The organism is Aeromonas sp. 600948, assembly GCF_049174875.1.
Classification (GTDB): Bacteria; Pseudomonadota; Gammaproteobacteria; order Enterobacterales; family Aeromonadaceae; genus Aeromonas; species Aeromonas veronii_A.
Genome location: NZ_JAAKTY010000008.1, coordinates 24,477 through 41,689 on the forward strand (window position 1 = coordinate 24,477; position 17,213 = coordinate 41,689).

The 17,213-nt window shown below is 59.4% G+C and carries 14 protein-coding genes and 1 riboswitch; of the genes, 11 read left to right on the top strand and 3 right to left on the bottom strand.

Annotated elements, in window-relative coordinates:
• The first annotated feature begins 2 nt into the window (after positions 1 to 2).
• From G5182_RS08825 to G5182_RS08855, 7 genes are all read left to right on the top strand, one after another.
• The gene (locus G5182_RS08825; protein WP_106843854.1) at positions 3 to 1,070 is read left to right on the top strand and encodes a sulfate/molybdate ABC transporter ATP-binding protein; all 1,068 of its coding nucleotides are present in this window, start codon (positions 3 to 5) and stop codon (positions 1,068 to 1,070) included.
• Positions 1,071 to 1,193: 123 nt separating this feature from the next.
• Positions 1,194 to 2,141: an HTH-type transcriptional regulator Cbl gene (gene cbl, locus G5182_RS08830; protein ID WP_159157696.1), complete on the top strand. Its 948-nt coding sequence runs from the start codon at positions 1,194 to 1,196 to the stop codon at positions 2,139 to 2,141.
• Between the two features lie 193 nt (positions 2,142 to 2,334).
• Complete coding sequence (locus G5182_RS08835) at positions 2,335 to 3,546, top strand: threonine synthase (RefSeq protein WP_227341464.1); 1,212 nt, start codon at positions 2,335 to 2,337, stop codon at positions 3,544 to 3,546.
• Positions 3,543 to 4,208, top strand: a complete 666-nt coding sequence (locus G5182_RS08840) for an amino acid ABC transporter permease (RefSeq protein ID WP_216952129.1) — start codon at positions 3,543 to 3,545, stop codon at positions 4,206 to 4,208. The genes G5182_RS08835 and G5182_RS08840 overlap by 4 nt, the downstream gene beginning before the upstream one ends.
• A 92-nt stretch (positions 4,209 to 4,300) precedes the next feature.
• A complete protein-coding gene (locus G5182_RS08845) occupies positions 4,301 to 4,963 on the top strand; it encodes an amino acid ABC transporter permease (protein WP_159142968.1) in 663 nt (220 codons plus the stop codon).
• Positions 4,960 to 5,721 carry an amino acid ABC transporter ATP-binding protein gene (locus tag G5182_RS08850; RefSeq protein WP_421254332.1) on the top strand — a complete coding sequence of 254 codons (762 nt, stop codon included), beginning with the start codon at positions 4,960 to 4,962 and terminating at the stop codon, positions 5,719 to 5,721. Before G5182_RS08845 ends, G5182_RS08850 begins: the two co-directional genes overlap by 4 nt.
• A complete protein-coding gene (locus G5182_RS08855; protein WP_040067363.1) occupies positions 5,718 to 6,554 on the top strand; it encodes a transporter substrate-binding domain-containing protein in 837 nt (278 codons plus the stop codon). The genes G5182_RS08850 and G5182_RS08855 overlap by 4 nt, the downstream gene beginning before the upstream one ends.
• A 150-nt stretch (positions 6,555 to 6,704) precedes the next feature.
• Here the strand turns inward: G5182_RS08855 and gbpA are convergent, their stop codons facing one another.
• Positions 6,705 to 8,126, bottom strand: a complete 1,422-nt coding sequence (gbpA, locus tag G5182_RS08860; protein WP_421254333.1) for an N-acetylglucosamine-binding protein GbpA — start codon at positions 8,124 to 8,126, stop codon at positions 6,705 to 6,707.
• Positions 8,127 to 8,191: 65 nt separating this feature from the next.
• Positions 8,192 to 8,277, bottom strand: a riboswitch (cyclic di-GMP riboswitch).
• A 265-nt stretch (positions 8,278 to 8,542) separates the two neighbouring features.
• Entirely contained in the window at positions 8,543 to 10,225 is a 1,683-nt protein-coding gene (locus G5182_RS08865) for a methyl-accepting chemotaxis protein (protein WP_227341460.1), read from the bottom strand.
• Positions 10,226 to 10,498: 273 nt separating this feature from the next.
• On the opposite strand from G5182_RS08865, the gene G5182_RS08870 reads away from it, so the two are divergent.
• The 4 genes from G5182_RS08870 (at position 10,499) to G5182_RS08885 (ending at position 16,689) form a co-directional block, all read left to right on the top strand.
• Entirely contained in the window at positions 10,499 to 12,343 is a 1,845-nt protein-coding gene (locus tag G5182_RS08870) for a M3 family metallopeptidase (RefSeq protein WP_227341459.1), read from the top strand.
• Between the two features lie 620 nt (positions 12,344 to 12,963).
• Positions 12,964 to 14,307, top strand: a complete 1,344-nt coding sequence (locus tag G5182_RS08875; protein WP_227341458.1) for a diguanylate cyclase domain-containing protein — start codon at positions 12,964 to 12,966, stop codon at positions 14,305 to 14,307.
• Entirely contained in the window at positions 14,300 to 15,640 is a 1,341-nt protein-coding gene (locus G5182_RS08880; protein ID WP_216952123.1) for a glycosyltransferase family 2 protein, read from the top strand. Before G5182_RS08875 ends, G5182_RS08880 begins: the two co-directional genes overlap by 8 nt.
• Positions 15,640 to 16,689, top strand: a complete 1,050-nt coding sequence (locus tag G5182_RS08885) for an HlyD family secretion protein (protein ID WP_216952122.1) — start codon at positions 15,640 to 15,642, stop codon at positions 16,687 to 16,689. The genes G5182_RS08880 and G5182_RS08885 overlap by 1 nt, the downstream gene beginning before the upstream one ends.
• 99 nt (positions 16,690 to 16,788) lie before the next feature.
• Here G5182_RS08885 and G5182_RS08890 read toward each other — a convergent pair whose 3' ends face one another.
• Entirely contained in the window at positions 16,789 to 17,148 is a 360-nt protein-coding gene (locus tag G5182_RS08890; protein ID WP_421254334.1) for a hypothetical protein, read from the bottom strand.
• Between the last annotated feature and the right edge of the window lie 65 nt (positions 17,149 to 17,213).

Consider the following 17,213-nt stretch of genomic DNA (forward strand, 5'->3'; position numbering starts at 1 on the left):
CCATGAGCATTCAGGTTCAACAACTCAACAAGCATTTCAATCAGTACGCGGCGCTGGCAGACATCAACCTCGACTTTCACGACGGTGAGCTGGTGGCGCTGCTCGGCCCCTCCGGTTGCGGCAAGACTACCCTGCTGCGGATCATCGCCGGGCTGGAGCAAGCCGACAGTGGCAGCGTCATCATCCGCGGTGAGGATGCCTCGGATCTCCATGTGCGCGAGCGTAACGTCGGCTTCGTGTTCCAGCACTACGCCCTGTTTCGCCACATGACGGTGTTCGAGAACGTGGCGTTTGGCCTTAGGGTCAAACCGCGCAGTGAACGCCCGGCCGAGGCGGCCATTCGTGCCCGGGTCAAAGAGCTGCTGGATCTGGTGCAGCTCAGCCACGTGGCCGAGCGCTATCCGACCCAGCTCTCCGGCGGTCAGCGTCAGCGGGTCGCGCTGGCCCGCGCGCTGGCGGTGCAGCCCAAGGTACTGCTCTTGGACGAGCCCTTCGGCGCCCTCGATGCGCAGGTGCGCAAGGAGCTGCGCCGCTGGCTGCGCGAGCTGCACGACGAGCTGCACGTCACCAGCCTGTTCGTCACCCACGATCAGGAAGAAGCCTTGGAGGTAGCAGATCGGGTGGTGCTGATGAACGCCGGACGGGTCGAGCAGATTGGCACCCCGGCCGAGGTCTACGACCAGCCCGCCAGCTCCTTCGTCCACAGCTTCCTTGGCAGCGTGAACCAGTTCCGCGGTCGGGTGGCGGAGCAGGGATTCGGTGTCGGCGAGCAGCTGCTCGGCGGGCCGTCGGCTTCTCATCTGGCCCACGGCAGTGCCGCCATCGCCTATGTCCGTCCCCATGAACTGGAGATTCTGCCAGCCGATGCGCCGGGCGGGATCCGCGCCACCATCACCCGTCTGCTGCCCATGGGGCCACGCATTCGGGTGGAACTGCGTGGCGATGGCGAAACCAAAGGGGCCCACTATGAGGCGGAGCTGAGCAAGGAGGCGGCCAAGCTGTTTGCTCCGGGACAGGGGGTGAGGCTGGTGGCCAGACAGGCGCAGTTCTATCCCGATTATCAGATTTGATGCTGTGTTGCGGGCGGTGTGGTCGCCCGTTTCAGGCTGTTAGCCGGGCATGATCCCGGCCAAATAACAAAAATGAGAGGGGCGGGCAGATTGTGTCGCCCACTCTTCGCAGGAGGCGACAAGGTGAATTTTCAGCAGTTACGCATTATCCGGGAGGCAGCGCGGCGGGATTACAACCTGACCGAGGTGGCCAACGCCCTTTTTACCTCGCAATCCGGGGTGAGTCGCCATATCCGCGAGCTGGAAGAGGAGCTCGGTATCGAACTATTTATCCGCTACGGCAAGCGGCTGCTCGGTATGACCGAGCCTGGCAAGGAGTTGCTGGTGATTGCCGAGCGCATTCTCAATGACGCCAACAACATCCGCAAACTGGCCAGCACCTTCGCCAACCGCGACTCGGGCCGCTTGCTGGTGGCGACCACCCATACCCAGGCGCGCTATGCCCTGCCGCGGGTGGTGAAGGCGTTTCGCGAGCAGTTCCCGCTGGTACAGTTGGAGCTGCGTCAGGGCAGCCCGGAGGAGATAGTGCGGCTGGTGCAGACCGGCGAGGTGGATATCGGCATCAGCAGCGAGCAGCTCGACAAGAGCGAAGGGGTGGTGGCATTCCCCTACTACCGCTGGCACCACAATATCGTGGTGCCCGAGCAACATCCGCTGACTGGCGAGCGGGATCTGACGCTGGCGGCGCTGGCCAACTGGCCCATCGTCACCTATCAAGCCGGGTTGACCGGGCGGGTGCGGGTGGATGAGGCGTTTGCTGCGGCTGGCATCGAGCCGCAGATCCTGCTGACGGCGCAGGACTCCGATGTCATCAAGACCTATGTCGAGCTGGAGATGGGGGTCGGCATACTGGCCGATATGGCGTTCGACACCCAGCGTGATCAGGGGCTGGTACAGCTTGATGGCAGCCATCTCTTTGCCCCCCACACCGCCTGGATTGGCCTCAAGCAGGGGCAGTTCCAGCACAACTTTGCCTGGCAGTTTATCCAGCTCTGCAACCCCGAGCTGGCGCTGGCGGATATTCAGGCCCGCGCCATGGGCAGCGAGCCCGCCCTCGACTTCCAGATTTGAATAGGAAGAGATGACAAAAGGGGAGCCAATGGCTCCCTTCCTTATTGCTGGCAGATGAGATTGCCAGCGAAAACAGACGGCTTCATATGAATTTTTTCACTTAGGTTTGCCAGTTAATTTTGTTTGTTATCCGGTACTTGGGTTGCAGGATGGAATAAGTGACTGACCAAAGTCGATCCATTCAGGATAAAGCATGCCGTATAGCTACCTATCACATCTGCGTTGCAGCAAGAGTGGCGAGATCCATGAGGCTGACCAGCCCTGGCAACTGAGCCGGGCAGGTGCGCCACTGCTGGCCAGCTACGATCTCGATGCGCTGAAGCGAGCATGGCACCCGGCGGCATTGCTGGGGCGCCCGGCCAGCCTGTGGCGTTATCACGAGTTGCTGCCGGTACGGGATCCCGCCCACGTTGTGACGCTGGGGGAGGGATTCACCCCACTGCTACGGCTGCCTACGCTGGGCAAGCAGATCGGTATTCCGGATCTCTGGATGAAGGATGAGAGCGTCATCCCCACCGGCTCCTTCAAGGCTCGTGGTGCAGCGGTGGGCATCTCCCGCGCGCGTGAACTCGGCGTCACTCACTTCGCCATGCCGACCAACGGCAACGCAGGCGCTGCATGGGCGCTCTACGGTGCCCGTGCTGGACTGCGCAGCACCATCGTTATGCCGCAGGCAGCCCCCGCCATCACCCGGCTGGAGACCTCCCTCGCCGGTTCCCGTCTCTATCTGGTGGATGGCCTGATCAGCGATGCTGGTCGTCAGGTGGCGCAGGCGGTGGCGGAGCACGCCCTGTTTGATGCCTCAACCCTGAAGGAGCCTTACCGGATTGAGGGCAAGAAGACCATGGGGCTGGAGATTGCCGAACAGCTGGGCTGGACCCTGCCGGATGTGATCATCTATCCGACCGGTGGCGGGGTCGGCCTCATCGGTATCTACAAGGCGCTGCGCGAGCTGCAGGAGCTGGGCTGGGTAAAGGGCGCGTTGCCCAGACTGGTCGCGGTACAGGCGAGTGGCTGCGCGCCCATTGTGCAGGCGTGGCAACAGAGAGCCACCGAATCGAGCTTCTGGCCCGACTCCCGGACGCTGGCGTTCGGCATCAATGTACCCAAGGCGTTGGGGGATTTTCTGGTGCTGGACGCCCTCTATCGCACCGAGGGTTGCGCCATCGCGGTGGATGACAAGGCCATCCAGAGCGAGATCCGCCAGCTTGCCTCTCGCGAAGGCAGTTTTGTCTGCCCTGAGGGGGCCGCCGCGTTTGCTGCTGCTCGGCAACTGCGCGAGGCTGGCTGGATCCGTGGGGGAGAGCAGGTCGTGGTGCTCAATACCGGTACCGGCATCAAGTACCCGGATGCGATCACTGTCCTGCCCCAGCGTCTGCAGCGTGACGGGAGGATCCCGGCATGAATCTGGATCTGCCTTTCATCCTCACGACGCTGCCCGCCTTCGGCAAGGCGGTCTGGGTCACCTTGCAACTGGGAGCCATAGTGATCCTCACTTCGCTGGCGGTCGCCCTGCTCAACGTCGCCCTGTTGAGCCTGCACAAGCGGCAGCTCAGCGCACTGATCCGCGGATATGTCGAGCTGGCTCGCAACACGCCGCTGCTTATCCAGCTCTTCTTCCTCTATTTCGGGCTGCCTGCGCTCGGTTTGTCGCTCTCCGGGTTTACTACCGCGGTGATTGCCATGACCTTCCTCGGCGGTGGTTATCTGACCGAGGCGCTGCGGGCGGGCATTCAGGCGGTGCCCGCCAGTCAGCTGGAGGCTGGCCGGGCCATCGGCCTCTCCCGCTGGCAACTGCTGCGCCACGTGCAGTTGCCCCAGGCCTGGCTCGCCAGTCTGCCCGCGTTGTTTGCCAACTTCATCTTTCTGCTCAAAGAGACAACCGTGGCTTCGGCGGTGGCGGTGCCAGAGCTGCTCTACACCACCAAGAATTACATCGCCCTCTACTACAAGACCTACGAGATGCTGGCGGTGCTGACCTTGATGTGCGTGCTGATCTTTCTGCCGCTCTCCCTCGCTCTGCGCGTCGTTGAAAGGAGGCTGCAACATGGTCAGTTCGGTCACTGAATCGCTAATGCAGGCGAGGATCCCGATGTGGGCACTTATCTTCCAGCTGCCGCAGTCATTCGCCACCGAGGCGCAGGAAAGGAGGGCTCAATATGGTCAATTCCGTTACTGAGCAGCTGACGCAGGCGTTGCCACTGCTGGCGGTGGGCGCAGGCCAGACCCTCGCCATCTCGCTGCTGGCCATCCTGTTTGCCACCCTCGGCGGTATCGCTTACGGCGTGTTGGCACAACAGGGCGGCCGGTTGGTGCGGGGTCTGCTGCGGCTTTATCTCGAGCTGTTTCGGGTAGTGCCGGTGCTGGTGTGGCTCTATCTCTTTTTCTTCGGGTTGCCGATCTTTTTCGGCCTCGATATTCCGGCCTTCTGGTGCGCCGTGCTGGTACTCGCCCTCTGGGGCGCCAGCGAGGTGGGAGAGGTGGTGCGCGGTGGCCTCAACTCCCTCGCCCGTGGTCAGCAGGAGGCCGGGTTGGCGCTCGGGCTCTCGACCTGGCAGCTCTATCGCCATGTGTTGCTGCCGCAGGCGTTGCAGCGGCTGACACCGCCGACCATCAACATCTACACCCGCATCATCAAGACCAGTTCGCTGGCGGTGCTGATCGGGGTGGTGGAGGTGATCAAGGTGGGCCAGCAGATCATCGAGCGCACCTATGGCTCGCTGCTTATTTACGGTCTGCTGTTTCTGTTCTTTTTTCTGGTCTGCTATCCGCTCTCGCTCGCCTCGCGCCGGCTGGAGCAACAATGGGGTAATGCGGTATGACACCTCTGCTTGAACTCGGTTCTGTCAGTAAACAGTTCGGCCCGAATCTGGTGCTGGATCGGATCAGCCTCAGCGTGCGCGCCGGGGAGGTGATCGTCATCCTGGGGCCAAGCGGTTGCGGCAAGAGCACACTGCTGCGCACTCTCAACGGGCTCGAGCCCATTCAGGGGGGCGAGATCCGCTTCGATGGTGTGCTGCTGGATGGCTCCACCGACTGGCAGCGGGTGCGCCAGCGGATCGGCATGGTGTTCCAGAGTTATCACCTCTTCCCCAACCTGACGGTGCTGGAAAATGTGCTGCTCGGCCCCCTGCAGGTGCAAAAGCGGGAGCGGGCAGAGGCGCTGCTGCAAGCCGAGCAGCTGCTGACCCGCATCGGCCTGTGGGAGCGGCGCCATGACTATCCGCGCCAGCTTTCCGGCGGCCAGCAGCAGCGCATCGCCATCGTGCGGGCGCTGTGCATGAACCCGCAGGTGATGCTGTTTGACGAGGTAACCGCCGCTCTCGACCCCGAGATGGTGCAGGAGGTGCTGGAGGTGATCCGCAATCTCGCCGGTAGCGGCATGACCCTGCTTATCGTCACCCACGAGCTGGCCTTCGCCCGGGCGGTGGTGGATCGCATCGTCTTCATGGATGGTGGCCACATTCTGGAGCAGGCCGCGCCCCACCAATTTTTCGACAATCCCAGGAGCCAGCGTGCGCGCCAGTTCCTCGCCAAGTTTTCTTATACAAATGTCATCAAACGAAAGGAGTCAGCATGAAAAAAATCACCTCGGTTCTGCTTAGTGCCTTATTGGGACTGGGTATCGCCAGCGGCGCTGCCCATGCGGCGGACGGTTCTCTCGACAAGATCAAGGCGCGGGACAAGCTCATCGTCGGCGTTTTCACCGACAAGCCGCCGTTTGGCTACGTGGACGAGAAGGGCAACTACGTCGGTTTTGACACCGATCTCGGCCGCCGCTTCGCCAAGGATCTGCTGGGGGACGAGAACAAGATCGAGTTCGTGGCGGTGGAGCCAGCCAGTCGCATCCCCTTCCTGCAGAGCGACAAGGTGGATCTGATCCTCGCCAATATGACGGTGACCCCGGAGCGGCGCGAGGTGGTGGATTTCACCAACCCGAACCTGCGAGTGGCGGTACAGGTGCTGGTGCCGGAAGGGAGCCCGGCCAAGAAGCTCGACGATCTGGCCAGCAAGACCCTGATCGTGACCACCGGCACCACGGCCGACATCTGGCTGACCCGCAACCACCCGGAGTGGAAGGTGCTCAAGTTCGAGAAGAATACCGAATCCTTGCAGGCGCTGGCCCAGGGCCGTGGCGACGCCTATGCTCAGGACAACCTGGTGCTGTTCAGCTGGGCCAAGGAGAATCCGGGCTATCGGGTACTGCCCGAAAAACTGGGCTCGGAAGATCCCATTGCCCCGGCGGTGAAGAAGGGCAATATCGAGCTGCGTGACTGGGTCAACGACCGTCTCGCCAAGCTGGGGGAAGAAAAGTACTTGCTGAAACTCTATGACCAGTATGTGCGTGACAAGCTGAGCCCTGATACCGATCCGAATGATGTGATCGTCGAAGGAGGAAAATGGCAGGGTTAATGGACAACCCCTGTTTTGAAGAGTGTGTTGAGTGTGTGAAGTAAGTGAAGAGTGAGGTCTTGGTTCCGTTGGTATGCAAACCGCAAGGTTTGATTTTTCCGGGCGTCCCCTGCTAGAGAGGACGCCCTTTTTTATGTGCCCAAGCGTGGGTTAGTGTACTTCATCCCACGCCATCTGCCAGTGGGAGCCGATGCCCGGCTCATACTGGGTGGCTGTGGTGGTCCACTGCTGGCAGTAGCCGCTGTAGGGGAAGGGCTTGCACTGATAGACCTTGCCATTTTTCGGCTGCTGCACCTTGGTGCCGGCGGCATAGGATTTGAGCGAGTTCGGGAAGACGAAGTCGTATTCGCCGCTGCTCTGATCCTTGAACATCAGGTCCATGGTCTGCTGAATGGTCTCGCCGCCCGCTTTCGGGGTGGCCTTGATCACCAGCTGGTGGTGACCTGCCTTGAGCCCTTCCAGCGCCATGGTAAAGGTGTGGCTGCTGTCCTTGATGTCGGCACTGCTTTCACCCTTGGCCACGCCGCCGTGGTCATAGAGGGTGTTGGTGACGGCCAGATCGCCCTGTGCGGTGACGGTGAAATCGAGGGTGGCCTGGCCGTTGTCCAGCACATAGTCGCTGGCCAGACCGCTGACGCTGATGCTGTCCACCACTGGCGGTTGCAGCTGTTGCAGGTCAATCTCGACTCGTTCCAGCTTGCTGTTTCGCTTCAGATAGACGGGGTTCATACCGTAGACCGGATTGAACTGGCCATCGGCTCCTTGCTGACCGGCGCGGATCTGGCTCTGCTCTGCGTTGATCTTGCTGGCGAGGGCATGGGTCCAGTTGTTCTTCTGGCCCTGTTCGGCGGTGGTGATGGTCAGCACGGTCTGCAGATCGGGGCGCTCGCCGTTGGCATCGAATACCCGGGTCATCGCCTTGTCACCCACTGCGAGATCGATGGAGGGGTAGATGGTGCCTGCCTGACTCCACTCCAGCGGTGGCTGGCTGCCATCTTTGAACTTGGCATCGATGATGTTGTAGAAGCTGTTGCTGGTGTCGCCCACTTCCCACACGCCGAGGATCACCTGATAACCGGTGCGCTCCGGCAGCACGCACTGATGGGTCATCTCCTTGGGTGGCTGCACCATGTTGCCGTCGATGACGCAGAAGGGAGTCAGATCAAACGAGGCGCGGGTGAGCGGCTGGTTGGGGTTCCAGTCCTGCTTGGTGAGGTAGTAGCGCCAGTTGCGGGTGACATGGTTGGCGGTAAAGGTCCAGCTGATGGCGAAGGGGCCGGGCTGTACTTCACGCTTGGTCCAGCGGTCGCTGGTCTGGATGTTCAGCTCGCTCCAGCGCGGGCTGCCCGCCGAGGCGATTTGACCATCCTGCGGGCCGGTTTGCGGGAAGCCTGAGGGGCCCTCCACGCTCTGGGGCTCCCACTGCACGCCGCCACACTGGCTGTTGCCACCGGTTTTGCACAGGTAGTTGCGGCTCTCGGGCTGGCTGATGTAGCCGTGGGCCAGGGCGCTACCGCTGGCCAGCAGGGCCAGCATCGCCGCGATGTGATTGAGTTGGATTTTTGCTGCCATACATTCCTCTGTTCGATAGATGTGGGCAGTCAGTTGGCCGGGGAGTTCCCCGATGCACACTTGCGTGTGGCAACCCCGCTATCCTGGACAAAACGTCTGTAGACCGGAGGCTTTGCGTCCCGACCTTTCGGTCAGTTTGCCAAATGACTAGATGGTTAGTGATGGGCCAAATGTTCGGCCATCAGCATTGTGCACTGCATTGATTAATTATTTGAAGTTAAATGTTTAAATGCGCCATTCAATGGCGCGCAAATCATTCTAACTGGCTGTTTTTAAATTGTTCTCTTATCTGTGAATGGCACCGATTAACGTTGAATATGCCGATAAGATGCATGTTGATTGCATGTTGCTGACGTAAAAAAAACCTGCCAGCTTGGCTGGCAGGTTGGGTGACAAGGCGACACGGATTGACGCCATCAATGACGGGCGCGCTGCTCGCTATTGGTGTGATGTAGAGTTGGTGCCATCGGGGTCTTGGTGGACTCCTTGCCCAGTTTGAACACCGCAAGCCGCTCATCCAGGCTGCGAGAAAGACCGGCCAGCAGTTCGCTCTCCTGCGCCAGTTGCGAGGCGGACTGGGACATCTCCAGCGCCGAGTCGTTGATGCCGCTGACGTTGCGGTTCATATCCTCGGCCACCATGCTCTGCTGCTCGGCGGCGGTCGCGATCTGGGTCGCCATGTCGCTCACATGCTGGATATGGTTGACGATCAGAGTGAGATCCTGCCCAGCCTGTTGTGACTGGTTGACGCTGCTTTCGGCCAGTTTTCGGCTGGCATCCATGGCATTGGCAGCAGTGACGGCCCGTTGCTGCAACTGGGCGATGGTGCTCTGGATCTCTTCGGTGGACTGGCGGGTACGACTGGCCAGCTGGCGCACTTCATCGGCGACCACGGCAAAGCCACGTCCCTGCTCGCCAGCACGGGCTGCTTCGATGGCGGCGTTGAGCGCCAGCAGATTGGTCTGATCCGAGATGGAGCTGATGACGGCGGTCACTTCACCGATCTGCATCACCCCCTCTTTGAGCTGGTTGACCTGCAGGGTGGCCTGCTCCACCTCGGTAGCCAGCGCCTTGATGCCGTGCACACTGGCGTGAACGTCACGGTTGCCGAGGCCAGCTTCTCCGGTCGCTTCCTGGGTATCCCGCGCGGTATTTTCGGCATGCCCGGCCACATCGGAGATGGTGGCGCTCATCTCGTTCATGGCGGTGGCGAGCTGGGCCAGCTGATCCCGCTGGCTGGTCACCGCCTGATTGGTCTGCTCGGCGGAGGCGGCGATGCGCAGGGCTGCATCGGCCACGTTGCGGGCACCCAGACTGGCCTCCAGCAGGGCGTGACGAATGGCATCGAGACTCTGATTGGTACAGCGGGCGACCATGCCCAGCTCATCCTTGCCATGTACCGGGATGCTCACCACCAGATCCCCCTGGGCGACCCGTTGCATGGCGTTGTTGATCTGGTTGAGGGGTGAGACGATGGAGCGGGTGATGCGCCAGCCCAGCAGCCCCATCAGCAGGGTCACAATGGCGGTGGCGCTACCCATCTTCATGTACTGGGCCCAGATGGTCTGCTGGATATCCTGCAGCAGCATGCCGGAACCGAGGATCCAGCCCCAGGGTTGATAGCCTGACACCATGGAGAGCTTGTCAGCAGTTTCGCCCGATGGGCCGCTCCAGACATATTGCAGGGTGCCCTGTTTGCCTCCCTTGGCAATATCGACCATCTGCAGCCAGAACTGCCCGGCGGTGGCACCTGTTCCTTCCCCCATGGTCTGGCCGACCAGCTCCGGCCGGATGGGGTGCACCAGCATCTGGCGGTTCTCATTGATCACGAACAGATAGTTGTTGTCGTCAAAGCGCATATTGGTCAGCAGCTTGCGTGCCTCTTGCTGCGCCTGCTCCATAGGCAGGGTGCTGGCCAGAAACTGGATCTGGCTCATGGCCTGGCTTAATACCGCATTGAGCCGCGCCTCTCGCTCACTCATCAGATTGCGCTGGAGCGCGTTGGCCGAGATGAACAGCAGCGAGACAAAACCGACAAACGCCAACGTGAGCAGCAAAAACAATTTGCGGCTCACGGTGATATCACCGAGCTTGAACATGACGAAACCCTCATTCCCTGTTGATTTTCTATGGCTCGTTACTGCGGCAGCCAATTGCTTGATGTAACAACTTATTTACTATTAACCAGTGGTCGCGCGCCCTTAAATGAGCGTTTTGACAACAGTATAGCCAGCAGACAGCACTCCCCATTTTTTGGTAGCGTGTTCAGGCGCATCCCTGCGCAATTTTTGCCAAAGAGTGTGAATCATTTGGCATTTCACTAAAAAAGGAGTGGGCCCCGCTGCGGGTGACCCCATAACAAGAGGGAATTTATGAGTTCCATTGCCAGGAATTACTTCAACCAGCTCAACGCCGACTATCTGCAGGTACACAGGCGCAAGGAGGATCTCTTCTGGTCCACCTATATGGGTACCAGCGACGATCAGGCCGGTTTTACCGCGGCCGAGCAGGCCTACAAGGCTTTTTGCGCCAATCCGGCCCGTCTGCCCGAATTGCGGGAGATGCTGGCGCAGGCCGACGAGGATGATATCAAGCGCGGTCTGCAAGGCTGGATCGCCTTCTTCGAGTGCAATGTGATTGAAGATCCCGCCGCTGCCGCCCTGATGGATGAGCTGGTGGCTGCCGAGGCGGCGCTGTTCGCCCGCCGCAAGGGGCTGAAACTGACCCTGCTGGATGAGCATGGCCAGCAGGTGGCTGGTAGCCTACCCGCCGCCAGTACCTCCCTTGCCGCCAGCCCGAGCGAGGCGGTGCGCCAGAGCGCGCTCGCCATGTTCCACACCCTGGAGCAGTGGGTGGTCGGCAACGGCTTTCTCGAGGTGGTGGCGCTGCGCAACCGCTTTGCCAGCGCCATGGGCTATCGCGACTACTTCGATTACAAGGTGCGCAAGAACGAGCAGATGAGCCCGGAGCAGTTGTTCGCCATCCTCGACGACTTCATTTCCCGCACCGACGCCCGGCTGCAGCAAAGCCTTGCCGAGCTGAAAGCTGCCAAGGGGGAGGCGGCCCTGATGCCCCATAACCTGCGCTACGCCATCAGTGGTGATGTAACCCGCCAGCTCGATCCTTATGTGCCCTTCTCGCGGGCGCTGAAGGATTGGGTCGAGAGCTTCCGTCGTCTCGGCATCCAGTATCGCGGGGCGACCCTCACCCTGGACTTGCTGACCCGGGAGGGGAAATACGAGAACGGCTTCTGCCACGGCCCGGTGCCGAGCTTCTTCCAGCAGGGGGAGTGGATACCTGCGGTGGTCAATTTCACCAGCCTGGCCGATCCGGCGCAGGTGGGCAGCGGCTGGAGCGGGCTCAACACCCTGTTCCACGAGGGGGGCCACGCCGCGCATTTTGCCAATGTCACCGGCAATGCCCCCTGCTTCTCACAGGAGTTTCCGCCCACCTCTATGGCTTATGCCGAGACCCAGTCGATGTTCTGCGACAGCCTGCTGGACGATGCCGACTGGCTCAAACGCTACGCCAGAAATGCGGCAGGAGAGGCGATCCCCGATGCGCTTATCAAGGAGATGATCGCCGCCCGTCAGCCGTTTCGCGCTTTTAACGAACGTCAGATCGCGCTGGTGGCCTACTTCGAGCGGGATCTCTACGCCATGGATGAGGCTGAACGTACTCCCGAGGCTGTGCTGGCGCTGGCCCGCAAGTGGGAGCGCAAGATCCTCGGTGTCGAGAGCCCGCGCCCGCTGCTGGCCATTCCGCACCTCCTTAATCAGGAGTCGGCCTGCGCCTATCACGGCTACCTGCTGGCGCTGATGGCGGTGGAACAGACCCGCGCTTACTTCCTCAAGCGCGATGGCTACCTCACCGACAACCCGCGCATCGGGCCGGATCTGGCCGCCCACTACTGGGGGCCGGGCAACGGCATGACTCATGATGAGACCCTGCGCAGCCTGACTGGTGAAGGCTTCAGTGCCGTGCCGCTGGCCGAGGCGTGCAACCTGAGCGCCGCTGAGGCGTGGCAACAGGCGCAAGCCTGCATGGCCGCAGCCCAGCAGCGCCCCGCGGCTGGCGAGGGAAGCCCGCTCGATGCCCATATCCGGGTGGTCCACGGCGCCGAGCTTATCGCCGACAACAACGAGTCGGAAACCCGCATGCTGGCCGACTTCGAGGCGTGGATCGTCAACCATTACCAACCGGTTTCAGCCGAATAATCCGCACAGCTCCCGGTGATCAGGCCGGGAGCTGTGCTTTTCATGGTTATTCGTTGTCGTAACCGTGGCAGACGCTGCCATATTATTGGCAGGTGCGCGACACAGTTTGTCGCCTTGCCGATTGGGTCCGCATTTTGCCATCAGATATGTATTCATATGAACATGAATAGGAATTGTAGGCTGCAAGATAGTAGATTCACTGAGTTACGCTCTTTTGTCTTTTCTGTTAATAGTGCTTTTTGTAGTCATCTTTGTGCATAAAGATTGATCCATTCAACTATCTGCTAGTTATTCTCATCTTTCCGGGTTGACTAAATTGTCCACAACTGCAAAATCGCCCACCTTGCCACCCCCGATGTGAGTCGGGCTCGGAAAGCTTCAGATCTCTTCCCCCGAGATGGCTGAGCCGCACATGAAAATGGCGTCAGCTCTCAACTCTTTCTGCGCGTTCGCCTGCTTCATGCTATCCGTCGATAACGTTGACACTGCTGTTGTGCTGTCCGTGCAGGGCAATGCGCATCTCGCGACATTGCCTGAGTCTGCCGATGCATGGCAACAGGCGGGTCCGTTTTATTGGCTTGGTATCTATTTGTCAGTGAATGGAAAGAGGTTATTTCCCCATGATGAGCACGAGTGAACACCCCGGTCAGATTGCGCTGCTGGGAGGCTCGGTGGATCGTGTTGCCTTGCCACTTCTCGATCTGTCCTGCTGGGATCCATTGCAGCAGCCGGTATTACTGCTCAACCTGCCTGCAGATGAGCAGGACAGGGTATTGCAGGCTGTGCGGCGTGACCCGATACGTTATTTGCAGCCGGTATTTTGTGTTGTGAAGAGCCCGCTCTCTCCCATGTTGGCCGACGGTCTCCTGACACAGCTGGATGAACGGGCCTCTGACATGCTTGAACGGTTGGCGTTGTTGACCCCTCGAGAGCATCCGGATGACATGGAAAAGCTGGCTTGGTACAGCTGGCCTCGCTCCCATTTTCGCTTGTTGCCACGTTGGCAGGCTGGTTGCCGTCAGGGGTACAGCTATCCCCTGCTGGATTGCCTGCTGGGCAGCGAAGCAGGGGATGCCCTCCCGCAGCTGGTTGCAGAGCGTTTATTGCAGAGTGAGCAGCTGGTGGACCGGGTACGTCTTTGTCACAGTTGCAACTCGGCACATCTCAATTTTGTCGATGTGTGTCCCGAATGCGCTCATATCGCCATCCAGGCCAAGCCAGCTGTGCACTGCTTCACCTGCGGGCACGTGGATGATCAGGATGCATTCATGCGACAGGGTGTGCTGCGTTGTCCCAAGTGCGTCACGACTCTGCGTCACATCGGTGTTGACTATGACAGGCCCCTTGAGAAATTCCGTTGTTTGTCATGCCATGCCCGTTTTATGGAGGCTGCCGTCCAGGCGCGTTGCCATGAATGTGGCCAGGCGCACAAACCCGATGATCTGGTGGTTGCGCCCATCTATGAATATCGCATCGGCAAGCTGGCCCGCCACATCGCACGGGAAGGAACTCAACAACTGCATCTGCCGTTGACCTGGGGTACCCCTATGGCCATGGAGCACTTCCCCTGGTTGCTGCAATGGAACAATAGCTTGCTGCAACGCCATGGTGGCTGCCATACCTTGCTGGCTATTCGGGTTGAGCATCTGGCTGAGTTGCGGGCCGAGTTGGGCATGCTAAAGACTCAGCAGCGACTGGCCGCTCTGCTCAGCCGTTTGCAAGCTCTATTCCGTGATACCGATGTCGTTTGCCAGTATGCCGATGACCGATTGTTATTGCTGTTGCCGCATACTGATGCCGACGACTGGCGCATTCTGCAGGAGCGCATTCAGGCATTGAATCTCATCGAAGGACTGGATGCTCTGACGCTGGCGGTGAAAGTACAACCTTTGCCCGCCCTGTTGGGCGACGATACAGCGGTATGGCTCGGCCAGTGGCTGGATGGAGATAGCCCGGATGCATGAGTGGATGAATACGGTGCACTACATCCTGATAGAGATACTGGGTAGCCTCCAGTTTTCTCCCCGGATGATTCTGTTGCTGTTGCCCATGTTGCTGTTGATGGAGGTGCCACTGATGGCGCTGACGTTGACCGGGATCCTGAAATGGTATGCGCGCCAGGTTCCCAGGGCATCTGAACTGCCGCGCGCTCGGCGCTGTCCCAAAGTGTCTTGCATCATCACCTGTTATGGGGAAGGTGAGGCGATCCGCTCCACCATATTGACGCTCAAGGAACAGCTTTATCGCGGTCAAATGGAAATCATTGCTGTGATTGATGGCGCCAAGGCCAACGCGCATACCTATCAGGCTGCGCTCAATTGTGTTCGTGAATTCGAGGGGTGCGAGAACAGAAGTTTGGTCCTGCTACCGAAATGGCAGAGGGGAGGCCGGGTCTCCACTCTCAATGCCGGTCTCTCCGCTGCGACTGGCGAGATAGTGATGAACGCGGACGGAGATACCTCCTTTGACAACAACATGATCGATGAGATCGTGGCTTGTTTCGATGATCCTGATGTGCCTGCTGTGGGAGGGGCATTAAGGGTGCGAAATCTGAACGATGGCGTACTGACCCGGATGCAGAGCATTGAGTACATGATCTCCATGCAGGGGGGCAAGACGGGACTGAGCGAGTGGAACCTCATCAACAATATCTCGGGAGCCTTCGGTGCGTTTCGTCGTGATTTTTTGCGCCAGATTGGTGGGTGGGATACCCATACCGCAGAAGATCTGGATCTGACAGTCCGTATTAAGCATTACCTCAAACGCCATCCGGCTTTAAAGATAGGGTTCGCCCCTCGTGCCATCGGTCACACCGATGCGCCCGCAGACGTGATCACGCTTGCCAAGCAGCGTTTACGCTGGGATGGAGATCTGCTGTTTCTCTATCTGCGCAAGCACAAGCTCTCCCTGACGCCGCGTATTCTGGGCTGGAAGACCTTTTTGTTTACCTTGATCTACGGGGTGGCGCAAAACGTGGTGCTGCCCCTGCTGGTCATGGGTTATAGCTGGTGGTTGGTGCTTAGCTATCCGGGGCAGTTTGTCGCTGCGTTGATGATCTGTCTCTATCTGGTTTACCTGTTTCTTACCCTGGTTAATTTCGCCGTGTTTTTGCTGGCTATATCTGAACGCCCGAAGGCAGATCTACGTCTGCTGCCATGGTTGTGTCTTTACCCGGTGTACACCTTGCTGATGCGCTTGTGGTGCGCCATCGCACTGTTGAATGAGATGTTCCGGCGCGGTCATGAAGAGAGCAGCATGGCCCCCTGGTGGGTATTAAAACGAGGAAATAAATTCTGATGAAAGTCACATTCAATCCCCCCAAGAAGCAGGATGCCACGTCGGATGAAGGGATCCGGGTATTGTATGCCCCCGCCAAGCGTGTCGCCTTCAAGGCTCGCTGGTATCTCATCCTGTTACTGGCATTCAGTCCCGTTATTATTCTGCTGTGGTATCTGGGGCGCGAGTGGTGGCTGACCCAGGCGCCAGCCATCATTACCACCGAGCCGCAACTGGTTGTTGCCAATGGGGATGGCTTTATTCGACACATCTACACGGCTCCCGGCCAGGGGGTGTCACAAGGCGATGCCCTGATGCAGTTTGAATCTCCAACCCTCAAGGCCAACATGGCGGAACGAAAAGCGCGCAGAGCGGCCATCGAATTGAGCAAGGCTGAGGCTGAACAGGCTATCTTGCGCAATCTGGACGAACAGATTGGTATTGCCGAACGGGGGAGCCGGGAGCAGGAGGTCATCTATCAGGAGTATGCCGGTTATAAAAAAGAGAAGCTGGTATCCAGTGCAGAGTACGCAACGGCCCTGCTGAATTGGACTCAGTCACGCATAGCTCTGCAGAAGGCAAGGGCAGAGAAGATAGCGCAGGAACTGCAAATCAGTGAGGACCAACTGACCGGACCGCTAGCCAGTGCTCGTCACTTGCTCGATCAGGAGCTGACCGAGATGGAAGCGATGGCGTACCATCAACAGCCAAGAGCTCCGGCGACTGGCAAGGTTTCAGATGTGCTGGTACAGGAGGGGGACTGGGTATTCTCGGGGGCTCCTCTGGCACTTATCTCGAAGCGAGAAGACCCGCTGGTGATAGCCTATGTGCAGCCCAAATATCTCTCTTCAATGGCTCCTGGACACAAGGCTGTCGTCAAGCTGCCCAGCGGGGAGCGTCTGGCTGCCAGGGTCGCCAGACAGGTCGAGCTGGCGGACAAGTTGCCGGCTCAGTTAGCCGCTCCGTTTGAAGGGGAGAAAGCAACCCTCAAGGTCGCACTCTCGCTGGATGAAAAATTACCCCCGAACCTGCAAGTGGAAGGGTTGCCGGTGACCGTGTTGTTTGATTGACGTCTATGGCGTTGTGATCCTGAATCGCAACGCCTTCTTTTGGGTTTCGGCCATAAAAGGTGGCTGGTGTATGGAAGCCCGCGATTGCCTCTCCCTTTTTCATTCATCAATGACTTTATTTCCGCAATGCTCGCAGATGGCATGTCGTTCAAAGCGATCCATGTTGGCCAGAAAGGGGCTGGCGGCCCAGCCGTTAATGAAGTCTTTGATAAAGGCTTTGCGCTTTTGCTCTGGTGTCAGCTGCTGGCCAAAGGATTTGTCGACCAGCACCACGACATGGTTGGTCTCGCGCTGACAGCTTGAGCAGACGCGTTGTTCGGTGGATGAAAGCAAGGGGGAGCTCCTTGTCCGGAAGGTGGGCAGCAGGGTTTCCGCCGCAGATATGTGTCGTCCCCATTTGATTCCTTTTGCAGGCGGGTCGTCAATCACGGCAGAGGTGGATTTTGCGCTATTCCCCATGAAGAGAGTGCCAGTCAGCAAGGGTGACCAGAGGGGCCGGCGGGCCCCTCTGCTGTTGCCGTTTG